The sequence below is a fragment of the Leptolyngbya sp. PCC 6406 genome (genome assembly GCF_000332095.2).
Classification (GTDB): Bacteria; Cyanobacteriota; Cyanobacteriia; order Phormidesmidales; family Phormidesmidaceae; genus PCC-6406.
Genome location: NZ_KI913949.1, coordinates 3,080,370 through 3,102,409, shown reverse-complemented (window position 1 = coordinate 3,102,409; position 22,040 = coordinate 3,080,370). Strand labels below are relative to the sequence as shown.

At 58.2% G+C, this 22,040-nt stretch carries 19 protein-coding genes and 1 tRNA gene; 13 read left to right on the top strand and 7 right to left on the bottom strand.

The genetic code is table 11. The features are described from left to right. Positions 1 to 73 precede the first annotated feature (73 nt). Both LEP6406_RS0213735 and LEP6406_RS0213730 read right to left on the bottom strand, forming a co-directional pair. Positions 74 to 718 (bottom strand): HAS-barrel domain-containing protein, encoded by a 645-nt coding sequence (locus tag LEP6406_RS0213735; RefSeq protein ID WP_008313656.1) that lies wholly within the window; start codon positions 716 to 718, stop codon positions 74 to 76. A 130-nt stretch (positions 719 to 848) separates the two neighbouring features. Beyond that, complete coding sequence (locus LEP6406_RS0213730) at positions 849 to 1,040, bottom strand: NAD(P)H dehydrogenase subunit NdhS (RefSeq protein WP_008313654.1); 192 nt, start codon at positions 1,038 to 1,040, stop codon at positions 849 to 851. Between the two features lie 374 nt (positions 1,041 to 1,414). Between LEP6406_RS0213730 and murG the strand changes: the two genes are divergently transcribed. Beyond that, entirely contained in the window at positions 1,415 to 2,482 is a 1,068-nt protein-coding gene (murG, locus tag LEP6406_RS0213725; RefSeq protein WP_008313652.1) for an undecaprenyldiphospho-muramoylpentapeptide beta-N-acetylglucosaminyltransferase, read from the top strand. A gap of 212 nt (positions 2,483 to 2,694) precedes the next feature. Here the strand turns inward: murG and LEP6406_RS0213720 are convergent, their stop codons facing one another. After that, entirely contained in the window at positions 2,695 to 3,138 is a 444-nt protein-coding gene (locus LEP6406_RS0213720) for a DUF4079 domain-containing protein (RefSeq protein WP_008313650.1), read from the bottom strand. A gap of 424 nt (positions 3,139 to 3,562) precedes the next feature. On the opposite strand from LEP6406_RS0213720, the gene LEP6406_RS0213715 reads away from it, so the two are divergent. Then, the gene (locus tag LEP6406_RS0213715) at positions 3,563 to 4,561 is read left to right on the top strand and encodes an IS110 family RNA-guided transposase (RefSeq protein ID WP_027268693.1); all 999 of its coding nucleotides are present in this window, start codon (positions 3,563 to 3,565) and stop codon (positions 4,559 to 4,561) included. 47 nt (positions 4,562 to 4,608) lie between these two features. Here LEP6406_RS0213715 and LEP6406_RS0213710 read toward each other — a convergent pair whose 3' ends face one another. The 3 genes from LEP6406_RS0213710 to LEP6406_RS0213700 form a co-directional block, all read right to left on the bottom strand. Then, positions 4,609 to 5,355 (bottom strand): gas vesicle protein GvpF, encoded by a 747-nt coding sequence (locus LEP6406_RS0213710; RefSeq protein ID WP_008316406.1) that lies wholly within the window; start codon positions 5,353 to 5,355, stop codon positions 4,609 to 4,611. 19 nt (positions 5,356 to 5,374) lie between these two features. Beyond that, a tRNA-Cys gene (locus tag LEP6406_RS0213705) sits at positions 5,375 to 5,446 on the bottom strand. A gap of 66 nt (positions 5,447 to 5,512) precedes the next feature. Beyond that, a complete protein-coding gene (locus LEP6406_RS0213700) occupies positions 5,513 to 5,884 on the bottom strand; it encodes a hypothetical protein (RefSeq protein WP_008316409.1) in 372 nt (123 codons plus the stop codon). A 126-nt stretch (positions 5,885 to 6,010) separates the two neighbouring features. On the opposite strand from LEP6406_RS0213700, the gene LEP6406_RS30325 reads away from it, so the two are divergent. Further along, a complete protein-coding gene (locus tag LEP6406_RS30325; protein WP_008316411.1) occupies positions 6,011 to 6,811 on the top strand; it encodes a lysozyme inhibitor LprI family protein in 801 nt (266 codons plus the stop codon). A 22-nt stretch (positions 6,812 to 6,833) separates the two neighbouring features. After that, positions 6,834 to 8,684, top strand: a complete 1,851-nt coding sequence (gene recN, locus LEP6406_RS0213690; RefSeq protein ID WP_008316413.1) for a DNA repair protein RecN — start codon at positions 6,834 to 6,836, stop codon at positions 8,682 to 8,684. Between the two features lie 457 nt (positions 8,685 to 9,141). On the opposite strand, the gene LEP6406_RS0213685 is transcribed toward recN, so the two are convergent. After that, on the bottom strand, positions 9,142 to 10,497 hold the full coding sequence (locus LEP6406_RS0213685; protein WP_008307734.1) for an IS110 family RNA-guided transposase: 1,356 nt from the start codon (positions 10,495 to 10,497) through the stop codon (positions 9,142 to 9,144). A gap of 315 nt (positions 10,498 to 10,812) precedes the next feature. Here LEP6406_RS0213685 and LEP6406_RS0213680 point away from each other — a divergent pair, with 315 nt between their 5' ends. The 9 genes from LEP6406_RS0213680 to LEP6406_RS0213640 all read left to right on the top strand — a co-directional run bounded on the left by LEP6406_RS0213680 (position 10,813) and on the right by LEP6406_RS0213640 (position 21,945). Further along, positions 10,813 to 11,841 carry an endonuclease/exonuclease/phosphatase family protein gene (locus LEP6406_RS0213680; protein ID WP_008315955.1) on the top strand — a complete coding sequence of 343 codons (1,029 nt, stop codon included), beginning with the start codon at positions 10,813 to 10,815 and terminating at the stop codon, positions 11,839 to 11,841. Then, positions 11,838 to 13,751, top strand: coding sequence for a serine/threonine-protein kinase (locus LEP6406_RS0213675; RefSeq protein ID WP_008315957.1), 1,914 nt, complete (start codon positions 11,838 to 11,840; stop codon positions 13,749 to 13,751). Before LEP6406_RS0213680 ends, LEP6406_RS0213675 begins: the two co-directional genes overlap by 4 nt. A gap of 491 nt (positions 13,752 to 14,242) precedes the next feature. Continuing rightward, on the top strand, positions 14,243 to 15,154 hold the full coding sequence (locus LEP6406_RS28095) for a pentapeptide repeat-containing protein (RefSeq protein WP_008315287.1): 912 nt from the start codon (positions 14,243 to 14,245) through the stop codon (positions 15,152 to 15,154). Between the two features lie 151 nt (positions 15,155 to 15,305). Next, positions 15,306 to 15,980, top strand: a complete 675-nt coding sequence (tsaB, locus tag LEP6406_RS0213665; protein WP_008317017.1) for a tRNA (adenosine(37)-N6)-threonylcarbamoyltransferase complex dimerization subunit type 1 TsaB — start codon at positions 15,306 to 15,308, stop codon at positions 15,978 to 15,980. Positions 15,981 to 16,102: 122 nt separating this feature from the next. After that, positions 16,103 to 16,462 carry a dihydroneopterin aldolase gene (folB, locus tag LEP6406_RS0213660; RefSeq protein WP_008317016.1) on the top strand — a complete coding sequence of 120 codons (360 nt, stop codon included), beginning with the start codon at positions 16,103 to 16,105 and terminating at the stop codon, positions 16,460 to 16,462. 616 nt (positions 16,463 to 17,078) lie between these two features. Then, a complete protein-coding gene (locus tag LEP6406_RS0213655; RefSeq protein WP_008317013.1) occupies positions 17,079 to 18,470 on the top strand; it encodes an NAD-dependent succinate-semialdehyde dehydrogenase in 1,392 nt (463 codons plus the stop codon). A gap of 9 nt (positions 18,471 to 18,479) precedes the next feature. Next, positions 18,480 to 19,139, top strand: a complete 660-nt coding sequence (locus LEP6406_RS0213650) for a type II toxin-antitoxin system toxin DNA ADP-ribosyl transferase DarT (protein ID WP_008317011.1) — start codon at positions 18,480 to 18,482, stop codon at positions 19,137 to 19,139. 16 nt (positions 19,140 to 19,155) lie between these two features. After that, positions 19,156 to 20,235, top strand: coding sequence for a type II toxin-antitoxin system antitoxin DNA ADP-ribosyl glycohydrolase DarG (locus tag LEP6406_RS0213645; RefSeq protein WP_008317008.1), 1,080 nt, complete (start codon positions 19,156 to 19,158; stop codon positions 20,233 to 20,235). 72 nt (positions 20,236 to 20,307) lie between these two features. Beyond that, positions 20,308 to 21,945: an acetolactate synthase large subunit gene (locus LEP6406_RS0213640; protein WP_008317006.1), complete on the top strand. Its 1,638-nt coding sequence runs from the start codon at positions 20,308 to 20,310 to the stop codon at positions 21,943 to 21,945. Positions 21,946 to 22,040: the final 95 nt, after the last annotated feature.

The following is a 22,040-nucleotide window of genomic DNA, read 5'->3' as shown; positions in this document are numbered from 1 at the left end:
CGGGAGCGATGTCTGGAGCCATATCTGGCGATAAATGGTGCTGAGTGCTGGTGGCAGTGCCCATCCTACGGGTCTAGGGATGAATCTGGGAGAGAATCACCCGTAGGCGATCGTAGTCATCCTTGAGCAGCACATTCAGGGTGCGGCCCGCCGCCACCAGCCAGTCCCGATCCAATTTCCGCAGTTGGTATACGGTCCGGATCACTGCCCCAAGCAGCCCATCCACCGGGGCTCCTCCCAGATCCATCAGAATCCGCAAAAAGTCGAGCTGTTCGGTGAAGGTAATGATATCCGCTGGGTCGCAGCGATACACCGCCTGGTGGACCTGGGGAGGACGGGGCGGTAGATGTTGGTAACAGAGATTGCCTGCGGCTCCGTCTCGATAGCCGACGATCGCGACCCGAAATTCCGTCTTTAGCATGGCAAAAATCTGGGGCTGCTGCTCCCGCAGTTCCACCAAGGAGAGCCCCAAGGCGGTGGCCCGATGGACGGAATCCAGGGGACTGGTGGTGGCATGGTAGACCACGCCATAGATGGGATTGCCCGATACCTCATCCATGGCCTGCACCCAACTGCCAAAGGGGGGCATCTGGGCAAAGTCTAGGGATTCGGGGTCTAGACATTGGGCCAAAAATTCCGTGGTCGTCGTTTCTACCACTTCGGCAATGTGGCGGGGCGACCGGGCGGGGGTTGGAAATTGGGGCAGGGGCAGTCGCATATTAGGAAGGATGGGGAAGGGACGCGCTGCGGAGAACTCCCGACTGAGGAATTCCGGCGCTATACCAAGTCCAGCTCGAAATCTAGAGTTTCCCCACCGGGAAAACTCCACTTCTGGACTTGGGCAAGGTTTATTTCTTGCCGCGCCGGGAGGTGTCAATGGCTTCTAGCTCGGTAGCGTTGAAGGTGACTAGCTTATCCCAGTTGCCCCCCTCAAACAGAACCGCAATTTTGCCATCGGCAATGCGTTGCACTTGACCTTGGAATCCGTAGTAGGTGTCGTCCCCATTCACCACGCGAACCGCTGCACCGGGAAGAAGCATGGCCAGAATTATTCCTTAAAAACTGCAATACATTAACTCTCCCATCTTCTAGCACAAAACCCGCTGCTGCAATCTTCGTGGGGTAAGGACCGGGATAAAAACCGGGATATAGCGGTTCCTTAATATATGAAGTACACCTCAACCCTCAACTGAATAACACTTCGGCGAACAAGGGGCCTAAGCTCCTTAATGACACTTCGGCGAACAAGGGGCTTAAGCCGAGTGAGAACCGCGATAAAGACTGGGACACGTTCTGAAATAGGGTGTGCAAGCTCCTTGTTCTGGTCAGATTCGGGTCAGATCTCCCCAGGCCATGCCTTAAAGCAGTTGCCTTAAATCAGGTATAAAGGAGGCTTGAACAGGGAGGCAAAACCTTGACAGAGACTCCGGTAAAACTTCTCATTGCCGCTAGTGGGACGGGGGGCCATTTGTTTCCCGCGATCGCAACGGCGGAGCAGTTATCCGACTATGCTATCGAGTGGCTGGGAGTCCCCGATCGCCTGGAAACTCAACTTGTACCCGCTGCCTATCAGCTCCATAGGGTACGCCTGGGGGGCTTCCAGGGGCGGCTGGGACTGGGATACCTGCGGCTACTGGCCCAGGTGATCGCCGCGACGGTGAAGGTGCGATCGCTATTGCAGCAGGGTCAGTTTAACGGGGTCTTCACCACCGGAGGTTACATTGCCGCCCCGGCCATTTTGGCGGCGCGATCCCTGGGGTTGCCCGCTATTTTGCACGAGTCCAATGCCCTACCGGGAAAGGTTACCCGCTGGCTGAGCCCCTGGTGTTCCCTCGTGGGGCTGGGTTTTGAGGCCGCAGCCACCTACCTACCCCGTGCCAAAAGTGTGGTAGTGGGTACTCCGGTGCGATCGCAATTCCTGACCCACTCCACCGACCTGGGAGATGTGGTGATTCCCGCCGATGTGCCCGTCGTTGTCGTCGTAGGTGGTAGCCAAGGGGCGGTGGCGGTGAATGACTTGGTGCGGGCTGCCGCTCCGGCTTGGTTTGAGGCGGGGGCTTGGGTGGTCCATCAAACCGGCACCAGCGATCCAGGAGCCGACAGTCTCGACCATCCCCAATACATTCATCGGCCCTTCTTTGACCAGATGGCAGCACTATTCCAGCGGGCCAGCCTGGTCATTAGCCGCGCTGGGGCCGGAACGTTGACGGAACTGGCCTTCACCGGAACGCCCGCTCTACTGATTCCCTATCCCTTTGCAGCAGAGGACCACCAGTCCTACAACGCGGCAGCCTTTGCGGCTGCGAATGCGGCCTTGGTCAGCCGCCAGCGGGATTTGACGGTGGATGAGCTGCGGGACAAGGTGTTGAAATTGATTCAGGATCCGGCCCGGTTGGAGGCAATGGCAACAGCGGCGGCGACTCTGGCAATCCGCGACAGTGCGGCTCAGTTGGCGGGGCTGGTGCGGCGGACGATGGGGTGAGGGTGTGTGGGGGTGGGGGTGTGAGGGTGTGAGGGTGTGAGCGTAGGGGGTGTGAGGGTGTGAGGGTGTGAGGGTGTGAGCGTAGGGGCGCAGTTTCCGCGCCCAATGCAGGGGGTGACAGAAAGTTTTGAATTTTGAATTACCCGTAGGGGCGCAGTTTCCGCGCCCAATGCAGAGAGTGACAGGGCGTAGGGCAGGGTAATGCGGTGCTTCTAGGAGACGGGCAAATATTTCTGGACGACCTGCCATCCGGTCAACGTCACGATCGCAAATCCGAGGCCCAGGGTACCATTCACCGACCAATGAAGGGGGCGCGCCCAGGGGCGAGTGGGGTGGATGCGGCTACCGCTCCAGGCGGAGAGCGCCACCAAGAGCACCACCGTGATCCCGGCGATTAAATGGGGGGAATGGCCCAGACTGCCGTATTCTCCCAGGGTGCCGACAATGCCGATACTGAGCAACAGGAGTACTAGGGTAACGAGGGTGATGCCCGTGACAATGTGGAGCGATCGTACCCAAGGCGGTTGCCGATCTTTGAGCAAACGCCGGGATAGCAGCCAGCCCCCGCTAATCCCTAATAAAAAATAGGCCGATAGGGCAAACCCCATCGACCATGCAGCCATGCGCCAAAGCCAGATAAAAGAAGGTAAATCCATGGGGTGAGGCAGTCCAGAGGCGTAGCATCCCTACGGAGCCGATCTCTAGCCTACCCCGAGAACTGACCCATGACCCTAGTGGTCTGTCAACTTTACCTTTGTGAGTCTGCGTAGGTTGGGTGAAACGAAGTGGAACCCAACAGCGGTAGGCCATGTTGGGTTCCGCTAGCGCTGCACCCAACCTTGTATGTAAGCGGCCTGCCATCGAGAGTTATTTTGGAAGCAGACCGTCAGGGGAGAACTCCGAACCCAACCCCAAGCCTTCAAGCTTGTTTCGTAGATTCATTGAGCCTCCCCCCTCCCCCAAGGGCATCGCCAATCAGCCTGGACAGTATCATGAGCGGCCCGACTGGGCACCTCGAATTTAGCAAGGATAGTGCGATTGTTGAGCCCCTGCCAACCTCTATTCTCTGGAGCCAGTCCAATGAGTACAGCCCCCATCATCTTCCTCGGTATTGATATCAGCAAAGCCACCTTTGACGTAGCTTTACTGAGTGGTGGTAAGCGTAATGGCAAATCCTCTAAACACGCCAAGTTTGACAACACCCCCAGCGGCTTTGAGCAGTTGAGCCATTGGCTCCAAGGGAATGCTCTCGGGGCAATTCATGCCTGTCTGGAGGCGACCAACATCTATGGCCATGACTTAGCTACCTATCTCCATGAGCAGGGCCACCAGGTCAGTATCGTCAACCCAGCCCGCATCAAGGGGTATGCCAAAAGTCAACTCAGCCGCACCAAGAACGATGCCGCTGATGCCGCCCTGATTGCCCGCTTTTGTCGAGATATCCAGCCCAGTCTGTGGCATCCCACGCCAGCGGCGATCGCCCAGCTCCAGAGCCTCACCCGCCGTCTGAAGGCGCTGGAGCAGATGCTCACCCAAGAGAAAAATCGCCTTGAGCTCTGTCGTGACTCGGAACTGAGAACGGATATTGAGGCCCATATCGAGTTTCTCGAAAAACAGGCTAAGGCTCTCAAGGAGCGCTGCCAGCAGCATATTCAAGGGGAGGAATCGTTGGCGGAGCCCTGCCGCTTGTTGACCTCCATTACTGGCATTGCTGAACATAGCGCTAGCATTATCCTGGCGGAAATTGGCTCGATTAAGGTCTTTGGCTCTGCCGCTCAACTGGCGGCTTTTGCTGGGTTGACTCCCCAGGAGCATCAGTCTGGCTCTTCTATCAATGGCAAGGCGCGGTTGTGCAAAATTGGCAATGCCCATCTGCGCGAAGCTCTTTTTTTCCCAGCGCTGAGTCTGATGCGTCATTGCCCTGAGGTCAGAGCTTTTCGCCAACGGCTCTTGGACAATGGCAAGCACAAGATGGCGGTGGTGGGGGCGGTGATGCACAAGCTCATTCGTGTGATCTATGCGGTCTTGTCCTCTGGACAGGAATTTGACCCCAAAAAGCTAGCGCCTCAGCAGTCTTGACCCTAAGGCGCTAACACAGTATCTACAAATTTAGGATTGACAGACCCCTAGTTTAGCTGGTTGAGTTGGGCGAAATTGTAGGGGGCAGTGAAGTTGTTGTAGCGAATGCGGAGACGGTCTTCAAAGGTGGCGTCCAGGGCTTCAATCTCAGCCGCCACCTGGGGTTCGCTGTCCCAGGGAATCAGGTAGGCAGCATTGTAAATCATCGTGTCCGTGAGGGGATCGTTCTCCACCACCTGGCTCGCCAGGGGATTCAGTCGCTCTTGAAAGGCGGCGATGATCGCTTCCTTCCGGGCCTGGACCCCCCGCTCAATGGCTTGGCCGATGGTGACGATTTCATCCATGCTCAGTTGCTTGCCCTCTAGGCGATCGCGCTGTTGCCGTAGCCCCGCATCCTCCGCCATCAGTTGATTTAGCTCCTGATCCGCCGCCCACATCACCTTCACCCCCACTTCCCGTTTGCCCTCTAGCTCGGTAAAGAGCCTCTTGAGACTGTCACCATGGGGAGTGAGCAAATCGGTGACAACCTGATCCCAGGCTTCAATAATCAGCCCGAACTGGAGGGGGAGTAAGGTGCGATCGCCCGCCGTCATGGCCGCTTCCAAGACTCGCTCGTGGCCCAGCAAATGCTTGCGACTGGCCAGATAGCGACTCTGGAGGGTAGGGGAATAGAGAAAGGCAAAATCCCCAATCACGTGGGTCTGGATGGCTTGCCCGTCCAGTCCCTGGACCTCCAGGGCACCGGGACCAGGGGCGGGAAACAGTCCATAGAGATAGAAGCAGGAATCGGTCACAGGTTGTTTATTCCTTAAAAGGCGGCACCCAGATTCGAACTGGGGGATGGAGGTTTTGCAGACCTCTGCCTTACCACTTGGCTATGCCGCCGGACTCAAGGAGATAGGCATCTCCCTCGGAGTTTCAATATATCAAATAGTTAACCCTTCTCGTGCTTTAGAACCGATCCTTGAGGGCTTCCCTTAGGGTGAAGGCATCGTCATCGCTGGGGCTGGAGACAAACAGCATGACTGTGGTGATGTCGATATCCTGCTCTAGGCAGACAAAAACCGCCGTGGCATTGGCGGATTGCCCAGACACACTATTGCCCTCGGTCTGAATGTTTTGCAGCGCCTGACTTTCCAACGCTTGGCGGGCTTGGGTCGCACAGGCTATCGGACTCACCGCCAGGGACCGCCAAGCATAGTAGACCCCAGGGGCCTCGGCCCGGACGGGCGATGCCAGCCCCAATAGGCTTAAGCCCAAAGTGACCAGGGGGGGTGCTAAGGCGGTGGTCCATTGGGGAAAAACCGTGATCCGTTGTGCCATGGGTATCCAGTGCCCTTTACCAGTCCTACGTCATCCTGACGGTAGCGTATTCGGGTCATTTTCAGGTGCAAACGGCGGCAATGTCGCGGGCTATCCTGAGGATGGGGACTAAAGCGACTTATATCCATGGCAAAACGACTTCTGAAACCATCATTTTCATTGGGGGGGATTGCCCTGGGGCTGCTGCTTGCGATCGCGGCAGGCTGCCGCTCGACCCCAGAGATGGGACTTGGGGATTCCGTTCCGGCGGATTTGGCCCCATCGGTCCCAGGGGATTCCGTCCCAGCGGACGCGGCTCAAGCGCCCACCGCCTCGGATACACCGGGGATTGAAGGGGGCACCCCAACCCCCAGCCCCACGGCGACGGCCCCTGCTGTTGCACCGCCGCCGCCGTTGCCGGAGGAGTGCAACAACCCCCAGACTCAGGTCGATATGAATCGCTGTGCAGCGGCGGAGTATGCCCAGGCGGACGCCAAGTTGAATCAGGTTTACCAGGCCGTCAAGTCTCCTCTCTCGGCGGCCAAGGCGGAGCAACTGGTTTCTGCGGAACTGGCTTGGATCACGTTTCGAGATACTAACTGTGATTTTGTCCAGGCCCAGTTCGCTGGGGGTAGCATTCAACCCCTGGTGTATTCTGGCTGCATGACCACGACAACCCGCGATCGCACCGACATTCTCCAGGGCTTCACCCCCACCGCCCCGGACTATGCCACCGCCGATGCGGATTTGAACGCCACCTATCAAGCCCTCAAATCCTCCCTATCAGTGGCGGACCAATCCCTGCTCACCACCGCCCAACTGGCCTGGATTACCTACCGCGATCGCCACTGCGCCTATGCCACAGGCGACACCAATACCTGCCTTGCCATCCTCACCTTCCTGCGGACTGAAGATCTGCAAAACCAGCTCGAATCCCGCAGTTTATAGCCTCCCCAGCCCCATTGAAATTATGGCCCAGCCCCATTGGGATCATGTCATAGTAGATCTGAACTGCCGTCCTTCCCCCGCCCTGCCTATGCTAGTTTCTCTGCGGATCGAGAACTTTGCGCTGATTGACTGGCTGCAACTGGACTTTCAGGCGGGCCTCAATGTTCTCACCGGAGAAACGGGGGCGGGAAAGTCGATTATTTTAGACGCGATTGATGCGGTGCTGGGGGGGCGTGTCAGCCAGCGCATGGTCCGCGCCGGAGAAAAGCGGGCCTTGGTGGAAGCCACCTTTCAAGTGCTGCCGACGGTGGTGGATTGGCTGGGGAGCGAGGGGGTGGCCGTAGAGGGCAATCGCCTCACCTGTACTCGGGAATTGACCGCTGGACGGGGCACCGTCCGCAGCCGATCGCGCCTCAACGGCATTGCGGTCAACAAGCCCTTGGTGGAAGCCCTGCGGCTGCGTTTGGTGGAAATCACCGCCCAGGGCCAGACCCTCCAAGTAGGGGATCCCTTCTTGCAGTTGGAATGGCTGGATAGTGTCGGCGGCGATGCCCTAGTCCGCCAGCGCCAGATCGCTGCCACTGCTTACGCCGCCGCCGCCGAAGCCTATACCGCCTTGGAGCGCCGCCGTCGGGCGGAGCAGCAGCGCCAGGAACAGCTTGATCTCTTTGACTACCAAAGTCGGGAACTGGATGCCGCCGCCCTGGAGGATCCCGAGGAAATCCTGCGTCTAGAGCAGGAACGGCAGCGCCTCTCCCATGCGGTGGAACTCCAGCAGCAGAGCTACCAGGTCTACCAAACCCTCTATGAAAATGATCAGGGGGCACCCGCTGGGGCGGATCTGCTGGGGCGCGCGGTGCAAACCTTGGAGGATATGCTGCGCTACGACAACACCGTGGAGCCAATTCTGGACTTGGTGAACGATGCCCTAGCCCAAATTGAGGAAGCGGGGCGGCAGATTAATGCCTACGGAGAAGGGCTGGAGACGGATCCGGAGCGGTTGCAGGCGGTGGAAATTCGCATCACCCAGCTCAAGCAACTCTGCCGCAAGTACGGACGGTCTCTACCGGACCTGATCGACTACTACAGCGAGATCCAGGATTCCCTGAATCTGCTGAATGGGGAGGGCCAGTCGGTGGAGGTGCTGGAGGCAACCTATCGCGATCGCCAAGCCGAGTTGGAAAAATCCTGCGCCGCCCTGACGAAACTGCGTCAAAAAGCAGCCCGCACTCTGGAAAAGCGTTTGGTAGAGGAACTCAAGCCCCTGGCTATGGCCCAGGTCCAGTTTCAAGTTGCTCTGGAAGCCACTGCCCCTGGTCCCACGGGGGCAGACCGGGTGGAGTTTTTGTTTAGCCCTAATCCTGGGGAACCGCTGCAACCTCTGGCGGAAACGGCTTCGGGGGGGGAAATGAGCCGCTTTCTCTTAGCGCTCAAGGCCAGCTTTTCGCGCCAAGACATTGTGGGCACCCTGGTTTTTGACGAAATTGATGTCGGGGTCTCGGGGCGGGTGGCCCAAGCGATCGCAGAAAAACTACACCACCTGGGTACCGGGCAACAGATCCTTTGTGTCACCCACCAGCCCATCATCGCCGCCATGGCAGACGCCCATTTCCGGGTGGGCAAGGAGGTGATCGAGTCCCCCAGCGCTGGCAATATTGGGGGCAATAGTGGGGGCAATAAGGGCCGTAAAACCCAGCAGAGCACGGTCGCCACCGCTGACCAAGTGCGGACCGTGGTGCGGGTCGTCGCCCTTGACCACGCCACCCGGCGGGAGGAACTGGCCCAATTGGCCGGGGGACAATCCCATCAGGATTCTCTCTCTTTTGCCGATGCCCTGTTGACTCAGGCGGATGCGTTGCGTGGGGGAGTGTGAGGGTGGGGGGTGAGAGGAGTTTTGAGTTTTGAGTTTTGAGTTGGTCGGGTAGGGGCGCGGTTTCCGCGCCCAGTGCAGGGGGTGACTGGGTGACCGATATTGGGGTAGATCCCGTAGGGGCAATCCCTTGTGGTTGCCCTTGTTGCCGGGTGATTCGTGTTGGGGTGATTACCGTAGGGGCGGGTTTGGCTCGTATTCACCGGGAAATCCAACATGGAAGGCTCAAAACCCGCCCCGCCCTGTGCCGGGTGACCGATATGGGCCTGAATCCGTAGGGGCAATCCCTTGCCTGTCCTGAGCGGAGCCGAAGGATGGTTGTCCTTGTTGCCGGATGACCGGTATTAGTGGGGTGTCGTAGGGGCGAGCGGCGCTCGCCCTGTCAGAGGGTGGACATTAGGGATATTGGGGTAGATCCCGTAGGGGCAATCCCTTGCCTGCCCTGTTCGCGTAGCGGCTTCTAAGAAACTTCCGGGAGCGGGGGTTTAGGGACAAGCTCGAACCCCATCTGCTGGGCTCGCTGTTTAAGGTGCTTAAGCACTCGTTGCTGATACTGCTGTTCATAAGCATCAGCTCCAATATCGACATAAGCCTCGCCAGTTGACCATAACCGATAGAAGAGGCATGCCAGTTTGTGCGCAGTTGCGGTAACGGCTTTCGGTGCCCCAAGGCGATTGCGAATCCGTCGATAGAACGCGCCCATAGCAGTCTGACTATGAGCCAACGATTGTGCCGCTATCCGAAACGCCTTTGCCGCTCGGTTGACAACTTTACGGGTTTTGGAGCTCAAGACTTTACCCCCACTGACTCGGCTACCGGGACAGAGCCCTAACCAAGAGGCGAAGTGTTTCACCGACGGAAAGCGCCTGGGATCAAGTCCGACTTCGGAGAGAATCGTTTGCACGGTTAGCACTTCGAGACCATCAATCTGGGTGAAGTCAATGCCACAGAGGCGATAGAGATGGGAGCGCAGGTCAAACTGGGGCGCATTGCGACTGGGCTTTCGACCTTTAGGTCTTGGCGGCAACGGCGCATCCGGAGCACTCTTATCCTCAAAGGTCTCCAGACAGGCTTGAATCTGGTCGTCGCACCGGGCAATTTGCTGAAGGTAGGTGTCATATAACAGCAATTCTTGCTCCAGCACAAACACGTGTTCCCCCCGGTAGTCCCCCTCTAAAGCTGCCGCAATCTCGTCCGTACTGCGTTTGGTGCGTGGGTCTCGCATCGCCGCTAACTGGAGCGGGTCTCGTTGACCCGCCACAATGGCGCGAATAATCTTCATGCCAGTTACCCCCGTAATGTCGCTGACCACCCGAGGTAGCTGCAGATTCATTTCCGTCAACGCCTTTTGCATCCGTTGAATATGAACGCTGGCACACTCGGTCAGCCGCTCGCGCTGCCGGATATAGCTTCGTAAGACGCAGATGGCATCGTCGGGACGAAACGACGCTGCCAGTAGGCCATAACTATGCAACTGCCGCAACCACTGGCAATCTAAGACATCACTCTTTCGTCCCGGTACCGTTTTCAGATGATGCGCGTTGACCAAGCAGACCTCAAACCCTCGGATTTCTAGGATTTGAAACACCGGTATCCAATAGACTCCGGTCGATTCCATCGCGACGCTGGTGATACCACATTGTTGCAGCCAGTCCGCTAACCCATGGAGATCATTGGTAAAGCACCCAAACGGGCGGACGGGCTGCCGATCTCGCTCAGGCGGCACACTGACCCAGTGGGTATCTGCACCAATGTCAATTCCGGCGGCGTTAGGACAGAGCTGATGCACCGAACTCTTGGTAGATGGCTGAGTCATGGCAATTCTAGGAGAAGATAAGGGGCTCTAACCTGGGACGGTTGTTAGAGAGTCTTCTAAACGGGATAGCTAGGGCTTCACCAGTGTCATCACCATATATCCCAGGACCATGCTCCGTAACGGGCACTGAGGCACCAGTGGCGCTGCGGCCTTAACTGTTAGAGCTTACGATTACGATAGACCCATCCCCCTGTTTCTTCCGTGCATTACCCAACATTTTGGGTTGGGTCTGGTGCTCCGGAGGAGCAACATAGTCGTAGGGTGGTTGCCCTTGTTGCCGGGTGACCCGTGGTGGGGTATTAGGGTGATGGGGAAATGGGAAAGATTTTGTGGAAGATACTGATCGCCATTGGTGCTGGGGTAGGCGGCTTGATCGTGGCGGTGGCGCTGTTCTTTGTCTGGGCGAGTTCGGGTCGCCTGGATCCTGAACAATATGCGGAGGTGTTGTCCTACGGGGAGGCTGAGGCCGGGGGGGCTCCTGAGACGCTGAGGGTGGTGACCTATAACTTGGGCTACCTGTCGGGGTTGGGAAATGCGGCGGGGGAGGATACGGGGGATATTGTGTTATCTCCGGCGTTTTTTGAGGAGAATCAGCGTACTGCGATCGCGGCTTTGGCGGCGCTGGATCCGGATATTGTGGCTTTGCAAGAAATTGATCTGGATGCCCGTCGCTCCTATGGGGTGAATCAGGTTGAGGCGCTGGCGGCGGGGTTGAATCTTCCTGTGGGTGCGATCGCGGTGAATTGGGACAAGCGCTATATCCCCTTTCCCTACTGGCCTCCGGCGGCGCAGTTTGGACCCACCCTAGCGGCTCAAGCCATTCTCAGCCGATTTCCTATCCCCTCTCACCGTCGCCATGTTTTGGAGCCCGTGGCGAGTCAGCCCTTTTTCTATCGGGCGTTTTATCTGGATCGGGTGGCCCATGTGGCCGAGATTGCGGTGGGGGCGAAATCCCTGGTGGTGATCAATGTTCATTTAGAAGCGTTTGATGCCCCCACCCGTCGCCGCCAAACTGAGTATGTGCGGGACTTGGCGGAGGGCTATGCCGAGTCTTTTCCCGTACTGTTGCTGGGGGACTTCAACAGTGCGGTGAATCGTCCCGAGGAAGGAACGCCGCCCACCTTGGAGGTTTTGCTCCAGTCCGATGTGCTGAGTCCGGCCTTGGCTCCAGAGCAATTCACCGCGCCAGAGCAGTTCACCTTTCCCTCGGACCAGCCCGCCTATCGGCTGGACTACGGGTTCTACACCCCCGCCACCCTGGAGCTGGTGAAAACGGAGGTGGTGACTGCGGCAGCCCAAGCCTCGGACCATCTGCCCGTCGTGCTGGAACTGCGCCTGCGATGAGTCATTGCGTCAATCCCGACTGTTCCCGGCCCCAGAACCCTGAGAGCCATCGGTTTTGTCACGGTTGTGGATCTCGGCTACGGTTGGGGGAGCGCTATGAGGCGGTGCAAGTCCTGGGGGTACACACCTGGCTGGGGCGCGATCGCAATACCCTGGTTAAGCCCCAATGCCTGATCCAGCGGTTTCCCCGGCAGGAACCCCAGCAGGACCGGGCGATCGCCGCCGACCGCCTGCGCCGGGACATTGCCCGTCTAGACGAGGCTAGCCAGCATCCCCAACTGCCGCAACTGCTGGGCTATTTCGAGCAGGGTGGCCATCAGTACCTGGTGCAGGACTACGTGGTGGGGGAAAAGCTGGACCAGCGGCTCCAAGCCTGGGGCACCTTTGAACCGGAGGCGATCCGCAGACTGCTGGTGGATCTGCTGCCGGTGCTGCACCACCTCCACCACCACGGCATCATCCACCGGGACATCAAACCCCAAAACCTGTTGCAGCCACCGGGCGACCCCCATTGGTGGCTGGTGGGCCTGGGGAGTGCCAAAGCCTTAACTAAAACCCGTTTGGCCCAACCCGGCACCCTGATCGGGAGTGCGGAATATGCGGCCCCGGAGCAACTGCGGGGGGAGGCGACCTACGCCAGTGATCTCTACAGTCTGGGGGTGAGCTGTCTCCATGTCCTGACGGGACTGCGGCCCTTTGAGCTGTTTGATGGGGTGAATGGCTGTTGGTACTGGCGCAGTTTGGTGCCGGAGATGCCCCCGGCTCTGGCCACGCTGATTGATCGGATGGTGCAGCCTAACTTGTGCGATCGCGTTTCCAGTACCGAGGATCTCATGGCGATGCTGGGCCTGCCCCTGCCGGAGACGGTGCTCCAAGCGCCCCTACCCCCCTTGCGTCCCTTGCCCTGGCAGCCCCAGTCCCAACACCAGGGAATCGGTCCCCTGCTGGCGGCGACGGTCCTGGCCCGCCCTGCCCTAGTCCTACTGCTCACCCCCACCGGGGACTTGCACCTCCAATCCCCCACGAATTTGACGACCCCGCCGCTGCCTTGGCCCGACAGTCCCCCCCAAGCCAGCGCCATTGCAGCCCATCCCCAGCTTCCGGTCTTGGCCCTGGGTACCCGCCGAGGAGAACTGTGGCTGGCCCGAGGAGAAGGCGCAGAAATCACGCCCCCCTGGCGCTGGCAAGGCCCGTTTTTGGGGCATCGGGGCGGCATTACCCAGATCTGTTTCACTGCTGCCAGGTCTACTCCTGCCAGATCCACTGCTGCCGCTTCTAGTGCAACCCCCACCGCCGCCCTGGACCTAATCACGGCGGGAGAAGACGGCACCCTGCGCCGCTGGGATGGACAAACCGGAGCCCTCCGCGCCACCTGGCACGACCACGGCCCCCATCCGGTCCAAGCCCTGGCCCTAGGCGGAGATGGCCAGACCCTCGCCAGTGGCGATCGCGCCGGACGGGTCAAGCTCTGGTCCCTGAACACCGGCCTCTGTCTGCGGACCCTGACGGGCCACACCGGGGCCATCAGCGCCCTGGCTTGGTCGTCGGAAAACACAGTGATCAGCGCCGGGTGGGATGTCTGTCTCTGGTGGCGACGGGCGGCGACGGGGGGATCTCAGCAGCGGGTGACGGCGGCGGGCTTTATGCTGCCAGTGCGATCGCTCCTCTCCCTCCCGGACCAACGGGTGGTGAGCGGTAGCCAAGATGGTCATCTGCAACTGTGGTCAGGAAACACCTCAGGGAATACCTCTACTGCGATCGCCCAAGCCCAACCCAGTGCCAGCCCCATCCTGGCCCTACTGCCCCTACCGGGGGCGGCGGGCACCCCGGCCCAGTGGGTCAGCGTCAGCCAGTCTGGCACCCTCGCCCAGTGGGTCGCCCCTGATTCCGCTGAGGGATCTGCGGGTTAATCGCATACGTTGACTGCTGGCTGAGCGGAGTCGTAAGTCTTTCAGACAGGCTACGCCAACGCGCAGCGTCTCCCGAAGGGAGAAAGCCAGCCACACCACCGGCTTCTTGCCGTTCCCTAGCCCCTCTGGGGCGGCAAAGCCAACGACTCCGTTGCTCCCTAGGGGAGCCGCTAACGCGAACAGGGAACTGGATATCTGTATGGAGACAATGACAACGACGACGTGGCAGGCTTTCCAGCTCATTTCAAGACATAACCTGGCATGTCTGGTGTCATGTAATGGCTCCCCTAGGGAGCAAGTCCGATCAGCGGGTACCTTATCACCTCCCTATTCGCTACCCCAGGATTGCGCCCCCTAAAGATGGGCGGGAAAATTGTGTCATGATGACTCCTGGTGTAGCGTGGTAAACGGGCTGGGTCGCGATGGTCTCTGGCCATCGCAACTCCAGACACCACAGCATCTTAGGAGACCGACAAGGGTGAGGGCGCACCATGGCAAACGAAGACCATCTCACACAACTGCGGGCGGGTAGTGCCACCTGGAATCAGTGGCGAACCGACCACCCCGACATCGCCATTGATTTAGCCCACGCCAACCTGGGCAATTTTGACCTGAAGGGCGCTAACCTCAGCGGTGCAGACCTCACCCGCGCCAATTGTATCGGCGTCATCCTTAGCGAGGCGGATCTCAGTGGGGCGACCCTGGTGCGAACTGACCTGAGCGGAGCCGATATCAATAAAGCCAACCTCAGTGGAGCCAACCTCACCAAAGCCAACCTCCTGGGGGCCGACCTGGGGGAGACGGATCTGAGTCAGGCGATTTTGGTGGAGGCGAACCTGAATCGTTCAGACCTGAGTGGGGTCAACCTGCACCAGGCTAATCTCACTAAAGCTAGCCTCATCGGCGTCGAGTTGAACCGGGCCAACCTAAGGGAAGCTAACTTCACCGAGGCCAACCTGCGGCGGGTGGAACTCCAGCGGGCGCAACTGGGGAAAGCCAATCTTACCCGTGCCAATCTGGCCGATGCCCGCATGTTGCACGCCGACTTTAGCGATGCCATTCTTCAGGAAACCAACCTCAGCGGCGCTCGCCTCAACCGCGCCAACTTAACTCGCACAGATCTCACTGCCGCCAATCTCAAGGAAACCAATCTGCTGGGGGCCGACCTCAGCTATGCCAACTTCACCGAGGCGCTGCTCGCGGAGGCGAATCTCAGTGGTGCAGATCTCAGCTATGCCAACCTGGCGGGTCTGGATCTCACGGGGTTGAACCTAGCGGGGACCAATCTGACCCAGGCTAATCTGGCGGGGGCCAACCTCACTGAAGCCAACCTGGAGGAGGCGGTTTTAACGGAGGCCAACCTCACCCAGGCCACCATGCCCGACGGCACGGTCCACGACTAGTGCTCAGTCAATTAATGATTGACGGGTGACCGAAATCCTGGAGTTTAGTTGGGGTTGAATTTTGAGGGTCTTCGACCCGTCAAAATTTTCCTGAGGGAACACCAGTGGCGATTTTGCGTATTGGGCGTATTAAGCGGATTGAGCGGATCCTATGCTGGGCCTTGCCATTCATACTAGTGGGCCTGGGTTGGGGCTGGCCCTGGGGGGAGCCACCCTGCCCCTGCGCCACCAAACTTGGCCTCTGGGACGGGAGTTGAGTGCCTACTTGCACGCTCATCTGGCGGCGTTTATCCAACCCCAGGACTGGGGGGATCTGGCTTTTATTGCCGTGGCCCAAGGTCCAGGGGGATTTACGGGTACTCGCATTGGCGTCGTTACCGCCCGCACTCTGGCCCAGCAGCTAGATCTGCCCCTCTTTGGCATTTCCAGTCTGGCGGCGATGGCACAGCGCCACCTCCAGCGTTTTGCACCGTTAGAAGACACGTTGGAAGACAAGTTAGAAGACAGCGGTTCTAGAGCCGCCCCCACGCCGCCCCGTGACTTGGCGGTGGAATTGTCGGCCCAACGGGGGGAGGTGTTTGGGGCCATCTATACCCCTACGCCTACGGATCTTCAGGTGGCCTATGAAGAACGGGTCCAGCCTCAAGCGGATTGGGAAGAGGTGCTAGGGAACTGGCCTGTGGACTGCGATCGCATTTCTGGCGACGGGGACAGCGCCCATGCGGTAACGGGGGTACTATCCTTGGCTCTGGCCCAATGGCAGCAGCAGCATCGCCCCCACTGGTCTACGGTGCTGCCCTTCTACGGCCAACATCCCCTGGGCTAAGAATCGGGCTGAACCGGACCCTTATAATGTGCAACTCTTGTGGGTCAGGCATCTGGCCTGACCGTGGACAGCCGGGACGGCTATCCCACATTATTTGATTTGATCTCTACTCCTGAGCAACCTTGGACACCTTAGAAATTAACGACATTCGCGCCTATGGCTACACCGGAGTCTTGCCAGAGGAAACCACCCTTGGCCAGTGGTTTCGGGTAGATCTGACCCTCTGGCTGGACCTATCCCTAGCGGGGCAATCGGATCGCTTGGAGGACACCCACGACTATTGCGGTGCGATCGCGATAGTCCATGACCTGATTCGCAACCATCCCTTCAAGCTGATCGAAGTCCTAGCCAGTGCCATTGCCCAGGCCGTCCTGAAAACAGATCCCCGTCTCCAGCGGATCCAGGTGAAGTTAACAAAACTCACGCCCCCTATCCCCGAATTCACAGGGCAGATTGTCATAACCCTGACCCGTGATGCTTAGCCAGCAACGAGATGATGGGCAAGGTGTGGGGGTGATGGGGTGATGGGGTGATGGGGTGGAGGGGTAAATCCCGTAGGGGCGGGTTTAGCTCGTGTCTACTGGGAAATCCCAAATGGGAGGTTCAAAACCCGCCCTACCCAGTGCCGGGTGACCGATATTGATCTGGATCCGTAGGGACAATCTTGTGGTTGCCCTTGTTGCCGGGTGACCGATATGGGACGGGTGGTGGGGTGTGATTAATTGCAACCAAAAAGCAGCCCTGTCAAGGCTTGACAGGGCTGGAGACGCAGTTAGGAGGTATCTTGTTCGTCAACCTTAAGCGGCTCCAATTCAGAACGTCTACTCCCTTAATAACTTCTTAATGCTTAGAAGATCTAATCGTTTCAATCGTTAACATATCGCCGCAGAGTCACTGTTTGGTGACAGAAAAAATACATCTAAAACGCCCGAAACCTCAACCCATGCAAGTTTTCGAGAATTTTACTGTTAAGGGTGAACAATCTATACGATTTCATCGTGGGGGAATCCTCCCCTTGCCACAGTAGAAACAGCCTTCTGAATATCCCGCCCCCGAGATCCCCAGGCACGGCCCTGTTACGGACTAGGAGAATACGCCATGGCCATTGCCACAATTAACCCCGCCACCGGAACTCTGATTCAACCCTACGAGGCTCTGACCGCTGCCGCCATTGATCAGCGTCTGACCCAGGCCCAGCAAGGGTTCCAGACCTATCGGACTACCTCCTTTGAACAGCGATCGCACTGGCTGCATCAAGTCGCCGAGATTTTGGAGACCCAGAAGCAAGCCTACGGGGAACTGATGACCCTGGAGGTGGGCAAGCCGATTAAAAGTGCGATCGCAGAGGTAGAAAAATGCGCCTGGGTTTGTCGCTTCTATGCTGACCAGGGGGCCGCATTCCTTCAGGATGATGTTACTGAGACCGATGCCAGCCGCAGTTTTGTCCGCTATCAACCCCTGGGGGCGGTGCTGGCGGTGATGCCCTGGAATTTTCCCTTTTGGCAGGTGCTGCGCTTCGCCGCCCCGACCCTGATGGCGGGGAATGTGGCGCTGCTGAAACACGCCTCCAATGTGCCCCAATGTGCCCTGGCCATTGAGGAAATCCTTGCCAAAGCCGGATTCCCCCCTGGCGTATTTCAAACCCTGCTGGTGGGGGCGGATGCGGTGGCGAATATTATCCAGGACGATCGCGTCCAAGCGGCGACCCTGACCGGGAGTGAACCGGCGGGGGCATCCCTGGCGGCGGCGGCGGGCAAGGCCATCAAACCGACCCTATTGGAACTGGGGGGGAGTGATCCCTTCATCGTGATGCCCAGTGCGGATATTGAGCAGGCGGCGGCGACGGCGGTGACGGCCCGGATGTTGAACAATGGCCAGTCCTGTATTGCGGCGAAGCGGTTTATTTTGCACGATGCGATCGCAGATCAGTTCCTTGTCCTCCTGGTGGAGAAATTCCGCGCCCTCACCGTCGGCGACCCCAGGGATGCCGCCATTGATGTCGGCCCCCTAGCCACCCCATCCATTCGGGACGAACTGGCCCAGCAGGTGCAGGCTTGTGTGGATGCCGGAGCCAAGGCGCTGGTGGGGGGCAATCTCCCCGCCCTCCAAGCCCAATTGCCGGAGTCCCTACGGGGGGGCAGCTTCTATCCCCCCACGGTGCTGGCGGATATTCCCCCCGGCACCCCCGCCGACCAGGAGGAGTTCTTTGGCCCCGTGGCCCTGACCTTCCGAGTGCCAGATTGGGACAGCGCCCTGGCCCTGGCCAACAGCACGTCCCTGGGGTTGGGGGCCAGTGTGTGGACGGCAGATTCCTCTGAGCAGGAACGGGCGATCGCTGAGCTAGAAGCCGGAGCCGTCTTCATCAACGGCCTAGTCAAATCCGACCCCCGCCTCCCCTTCGGCGGCATCAAGCGATCGGGCTATGGCCGGGAACTGGGGCAACCGGGCATCCGCGCCTTCGTCAACGCGAAGACAGTCTGGATTCGATGAAGAGATAGTATGCCTATTCCTGAGCAGCCGAAAATCTACCATATTGTTCATGTAGATCGGCTTTCGTCGATTGTCTCAGAGGGGTGTCTATGGTGCGATCGTGAAATTCTGTGCCGCGCTCCGTCAGGAACCACCATTGGCATGAACCGCATCAAACAACGGCGACTTGAGGAATTAACCCTGCCTAGCCATCCCGATTTACGAGTCGGCGACTGTGTACCCTTCTATTTCTGTCCCCGATCGGTCATGCTGTACCTCATCCATCAAGCCAATCATTCAGACTTGACCTACCGTGGTGGGCAAGCGCCCATTATTCACTTGGAGGCAGACTTACATGCTTCAGTGGCCTGGGCAAACACTCATCAACAAAAATGGGTTTTTACGCTCTCCAATGCCGGAGCCTATTACTTTGAAGATCGCAATGACTTAGCCCAGTTGAATGATCTGAACTGGCAGGCCATACAAGCCAATCGATGGGGTGGCAACGGTATTGATCCATCGATCAAGGAAGGCAAGCAGGCAGAATTTCTCATGGAATATTGCTTTCCATGGCATTTAATTGAGCGCATTGGCATCTATTCCCAGAACATCTACCAGCAAGTGGTCAATGCCTTTCCTGGGGGTGGACATCGACCACAGGTGGAGATCAAACCAGACTGGTATTACTGAGTACAAGGCGGCTGCAATGATTAAGTATAAGTGTGGCGATATTCTCAGAGAGGACGTTGAAGCTCTAGTCAACACCGTTAATTGTGTTGGAGTCATGGGGCGAGGCATCGCGCTTCAATTCAAGCGTGCCTATCCAGAGAATTTCAAAGCCTACGCCGCTGCTTGCAAGCAGAAAATAGTGCAGCCAGGAAAGCTATTTGTTTTCGAGACAGGGCAACTGACGAACCCCCGCTACATCATCAATTTTCCCACCAAGCGCCATTGGCGAGGCAAGAGTCGACTTGAAGATATTGAGATGGGCTTGGAGTCATTGATCTTGACTATCCAGCAGCATCAAATTCAGTCTATTGCGATTCCTCCATTGGGATGTGGTCTGGGTGGATTGGAATGGTCAGTTGTGAAGGAACGGATTATCGCTGCCCTAGAACCCTTGACGGAGGTAAGTGCTGTTGTCTATGAGCCTGCTGGAGCCCCCTCAGCCGAGACTATGCTCCCTTCCCGTGAGGTTCCGGCCATGACTCCGGGAAGGGCTGTGATGGTGGAGTTGATCAGGAACTATCTGTCGGGTTTGCTGGATCCATTTGTGACGCTGCTAGAAGTTCATAAGTTGATGTACTTCATGCAGGTAGCAGGCGAACCCTTGAGACTGAGGTACCAGCAAGCCCCCTATGGTCCCTATGCTGAAAATCTCCGCCATGTCCTAAATGCTGTGGAGGGCCATCTGATTTCTGGCTATGCCGATGGTGGTGATACTCCCCACAAACAGCTCCAGTTGGTGCCTGGAGCTACTGAACAAGCAACAAGCTTTTTACAACATCACCCAGAAACCCGCGATCGCTTTGATAAAGTTTCTGCCCTCGTGGAGGGCTTCGAGTCATCCTTTGGCCTAGAACTGCTGTCTACGGTGCACTGGGTTGCGACCCACGAGCCCATCACGTCCGTAGAGGAAATCGTAAGCCATGTCTATAACTGGAATCCCCGTAAGCGCCAGTTTACCCAGCGCCAGATTGCTCTGGCCCTGGATGTATTGTCGAGGCAGGGTTGGGTAGGCGGATTTTCTGACTCAGCCATCCCCATGGGAGGCTCCGCCTCCTGAATCAAGGCGGCAGAGCCGCTAGTCAGTGTTCCTGGGCGGAGCCTGGGAACGAGAAATACCAAGGATATTGCCATGGATACCGCCACATTACTCGTCCAGTGCCTAGAAAATGAAGGGGTAGAATATATTTTCGGAGTACCGGGGGAAGAAAATCTCCAAGTGCTCCAAGCGTTAAAAAAATCCTCCATTCAATTCATCACCACCCGCCACGAGCAGGGAGCCGCCTTCATGGCGGATGTCTACGGTCGCCTCACGGGAAAGGCGGGGGTGTGCCTTTCCACCCTGGGGCCGGGGGCCACTAACCTGATGACCGGGGTGGCGGATGCCAACCTAGATCGGGCTCCCCTAGTGGCGATCACCGGGCAGGTGGGCACGGACCGGATGCACATTGAATCCCACCAATACCTAGATCTGGTGGCCATGTTCGCCCCGGTGACCAAGTGGAACGCCCAGATTGTGCGCCCCAGCATTACCCCAGAGATTGTCCGCAAAGCCTTCAAACTGGCCCAAACCGAAAATCCCGGTGCGGTCCACATTGACCTGCCGGAAAATATCGCCGCTATGCCAGTGGAGGGTAAGCCCCTACACCGCAATGGCCAGGGCAAATCCTATTCTTCCCTCCAGAGTATCCAGCAGGCGGCGGTAGCCATTTCCCAGGCGACGAATCCCTTGATTCTGGTGGGCAATGGGGCCATTCGCGCCCAGGCAAGCGACGCCCTGATCCAGTTCGCCACGACCTTGAATGTGCCCGTGGCCAATACCTTCATGGGTAAGGGGGTGCTGCCCTACACCCATCCCCTGGCCCTGTGGACCTTTGGCCTCCAGCAGCGGGACTACATCACCTGCGGCCTAGAGCGGGCCGACCTGCTGATTGCCATTGGCTATGACCTAGTGGAATATTCCCCAAAAAAGTGGAACCCTGAGGGGGAGCTGCCCATTATCCACATCAACACCACCCCGGCGGAAATTGATAGCAGCTACATTCCCCGTGTAGAGGTGGTGGGGGATATTGCCGACTCCCTGACGGAAATCTTGAAGCGGGTAAATCGCAAGGGGATGCCCGACCCCATCAACCTGACGCTGCGAGAGGAGATCCGCGCTGACTATGAGCGCTATAGCGATGATTACGGCTTTCCGGTGAAGCCCCAAAAGCTGATCTATGACCTGCGCCAGGTGATGGGGCCGGAGGATATCGTCATTTCCGATGTGGGAGCCCACAAAATGTGGATCGCTCGCAATTACCACTGCGATCGCCCCAATACCTGTCTGATTTCCAATGGGTTTGCCGCTATGGGCATTGCGATTCCAGGTGCGATCGCGGCTAAATTAGTCCACCCCAACCGTCGGGTGGTGGCGGTGACCGGAGACGGCGGCTTCATGATGAACTGCCAGGAGCTAGAAACGGCCCTGCGGGTGGGTACCCCCTTTGTCACCCTGATCTTCAATGATGGAGCCTACGGTCTGATTGAGTGGAAGCAGCAGAACGCCTACGGTGAGTCTGCCTTTGTCCACTTCACCAATCCCGATTTCGTCAAGCTGGCGGAGAGTATGGGGCTAAAGGGCTATCGCATCGAGTCCACGGAGGACTTGGTTCCAACCCTGAAGGAAGCCCTGGAGCAGGATGTGCCGACGGTGATCGACTGCCCCGTGGACTATCGGGAAAATATCCTTTTCAGCAAGCAAACCCAAGCCCTGACCTGCTCAATCTAGCCTCCAGTATCCAGGGCAGAACATGGGCGATCGCCCTATTTTTGCAACAGCTAGGGCTGCTTCCTAACAACCCATGGTGTTGTGCCGCTTACACC

What these genes read in the sequence shown, in the direction of transcription:
- LEP6406_RS0213645 (WP_008317008.1), top strand. Translation starts at nt 19,156, where the DNA reads ATGATTAAGTATAAGTGTGGCGATATTCTCAGAGAGGACGTTGAAGCT.
- LEP6406_RS0213720 (WP_008313650.1), bottom strand. Translation starts at nt 3,138, where the DNA reads ATGGATTTACCTTCTTTTATCTGGCTTTGGCGCATGGCTGCATGGTCG.
- LEP6406_RS0213680 (WP_008315955.1), top strand. Translation starts at nt 10,813, where the DNA reads ATGGGAAAGATTTTGTGGAAGATACTGATCGCCATTGGTGCTGGGGTA.
- LEP6406_RS0213675 (WP_008315957.1), top strand. Translation starts at nt 11,838, where the DNA reads ATGAGTCATTGCGTCAATCCCGACTGTTCCCGGCCCCAGAACCCTGAG.
- LEP6406_RS30325 (WP_008316411.1), top strand. Translation starts at nt 6,011, where the DNA reads ATGGCAAAACGACTTCTGAAACCATCATTTTCATTGGGGGGGATTGCC.
- tsaB (WP_008317017.1), top strand. Translation starts at nt 15,306, where the DNA reads ATGCTGGGCCTTGCCATTCATACTAGTGGGCCTGGGTTGGGGCTGGCC.
- LEP6406_RS0213735 (WP_008313656.1), bottom strand. Translation starts at nt 718, where the DNA reads ATGCGACTGCCCCTGCCCCAATTTCCAACCCCCGCCCGGTCGCCCCGC.
- LEP6406_RS0213650 (WP_008317011.1), top strand. Translation starts at nt 18,480, where the DNA reads ATGCCTATTCCTGAGCAGCCGAAAATCTACCATATTGTTCATGTAGAT.
- recN (WP_008316413.1), top strand. Translation starts at nt 6,834, where the DNA reads ATGGCCCAGCCCCATTGGGATCATGTCATAGTAGATCTGAACTGCCGT.
- LEP6406_RS0213715 (WP_027268693.1), top strand. Translation starts at nt 3,563, where the DNA reads ATGAGTACAGCCCCCATCATCTTCCTCGGTATTGATATCAGCAAAGCC.
- LEP6406_RS0213640 (WP_008317006.1), top strand. Translation starts at nt 20,308, where the DNA reads ATGGATACCGCCACATTACTCGTCCAGTGCCTAGAAAATGAAGGGGTA.
- LEP6406_RS0213655 (WP_008317013.1), top strand. Translation starts at nt 17,079, where the DNA reads ATGGCCATTGCCACAATTAACCCCGCCACCGGAACTCTGATTCAACCC.
- LEP6406_RS0213730 (WP_008313654.1), bottom strand. Translation starts at nt 1,040, where the DNA reads ATGCTTCTTCCCGGTGCAGCGGTTCGCGTGGTGAATGGGGACGACACC.
- LEP6406_RS0213700 (WP_008316409.1), bottom strand. Translation starts at nt 5,884, where the DNA reads ATGGCACAACGGATCACGGTTTTTCCCCAATGGACCACCGCCTTAGCA.
- LEP6406_RS28095 (WP_008315287.1), top strand. Translation starts at nt 14,243, where the DNA reads ATGGCAAACGAAGACCATCTCACACAACTGCGGGCGGGTAGTGCCACC.
- LEP6406_RS0213685 (WP_008307734.1), bottom strand. Translation starts at nt 10,497, where the DNA reads ATGACTCAGCCATCTACCAAGAGTTCGGTGCATCAGCTCTGTCCTAAC.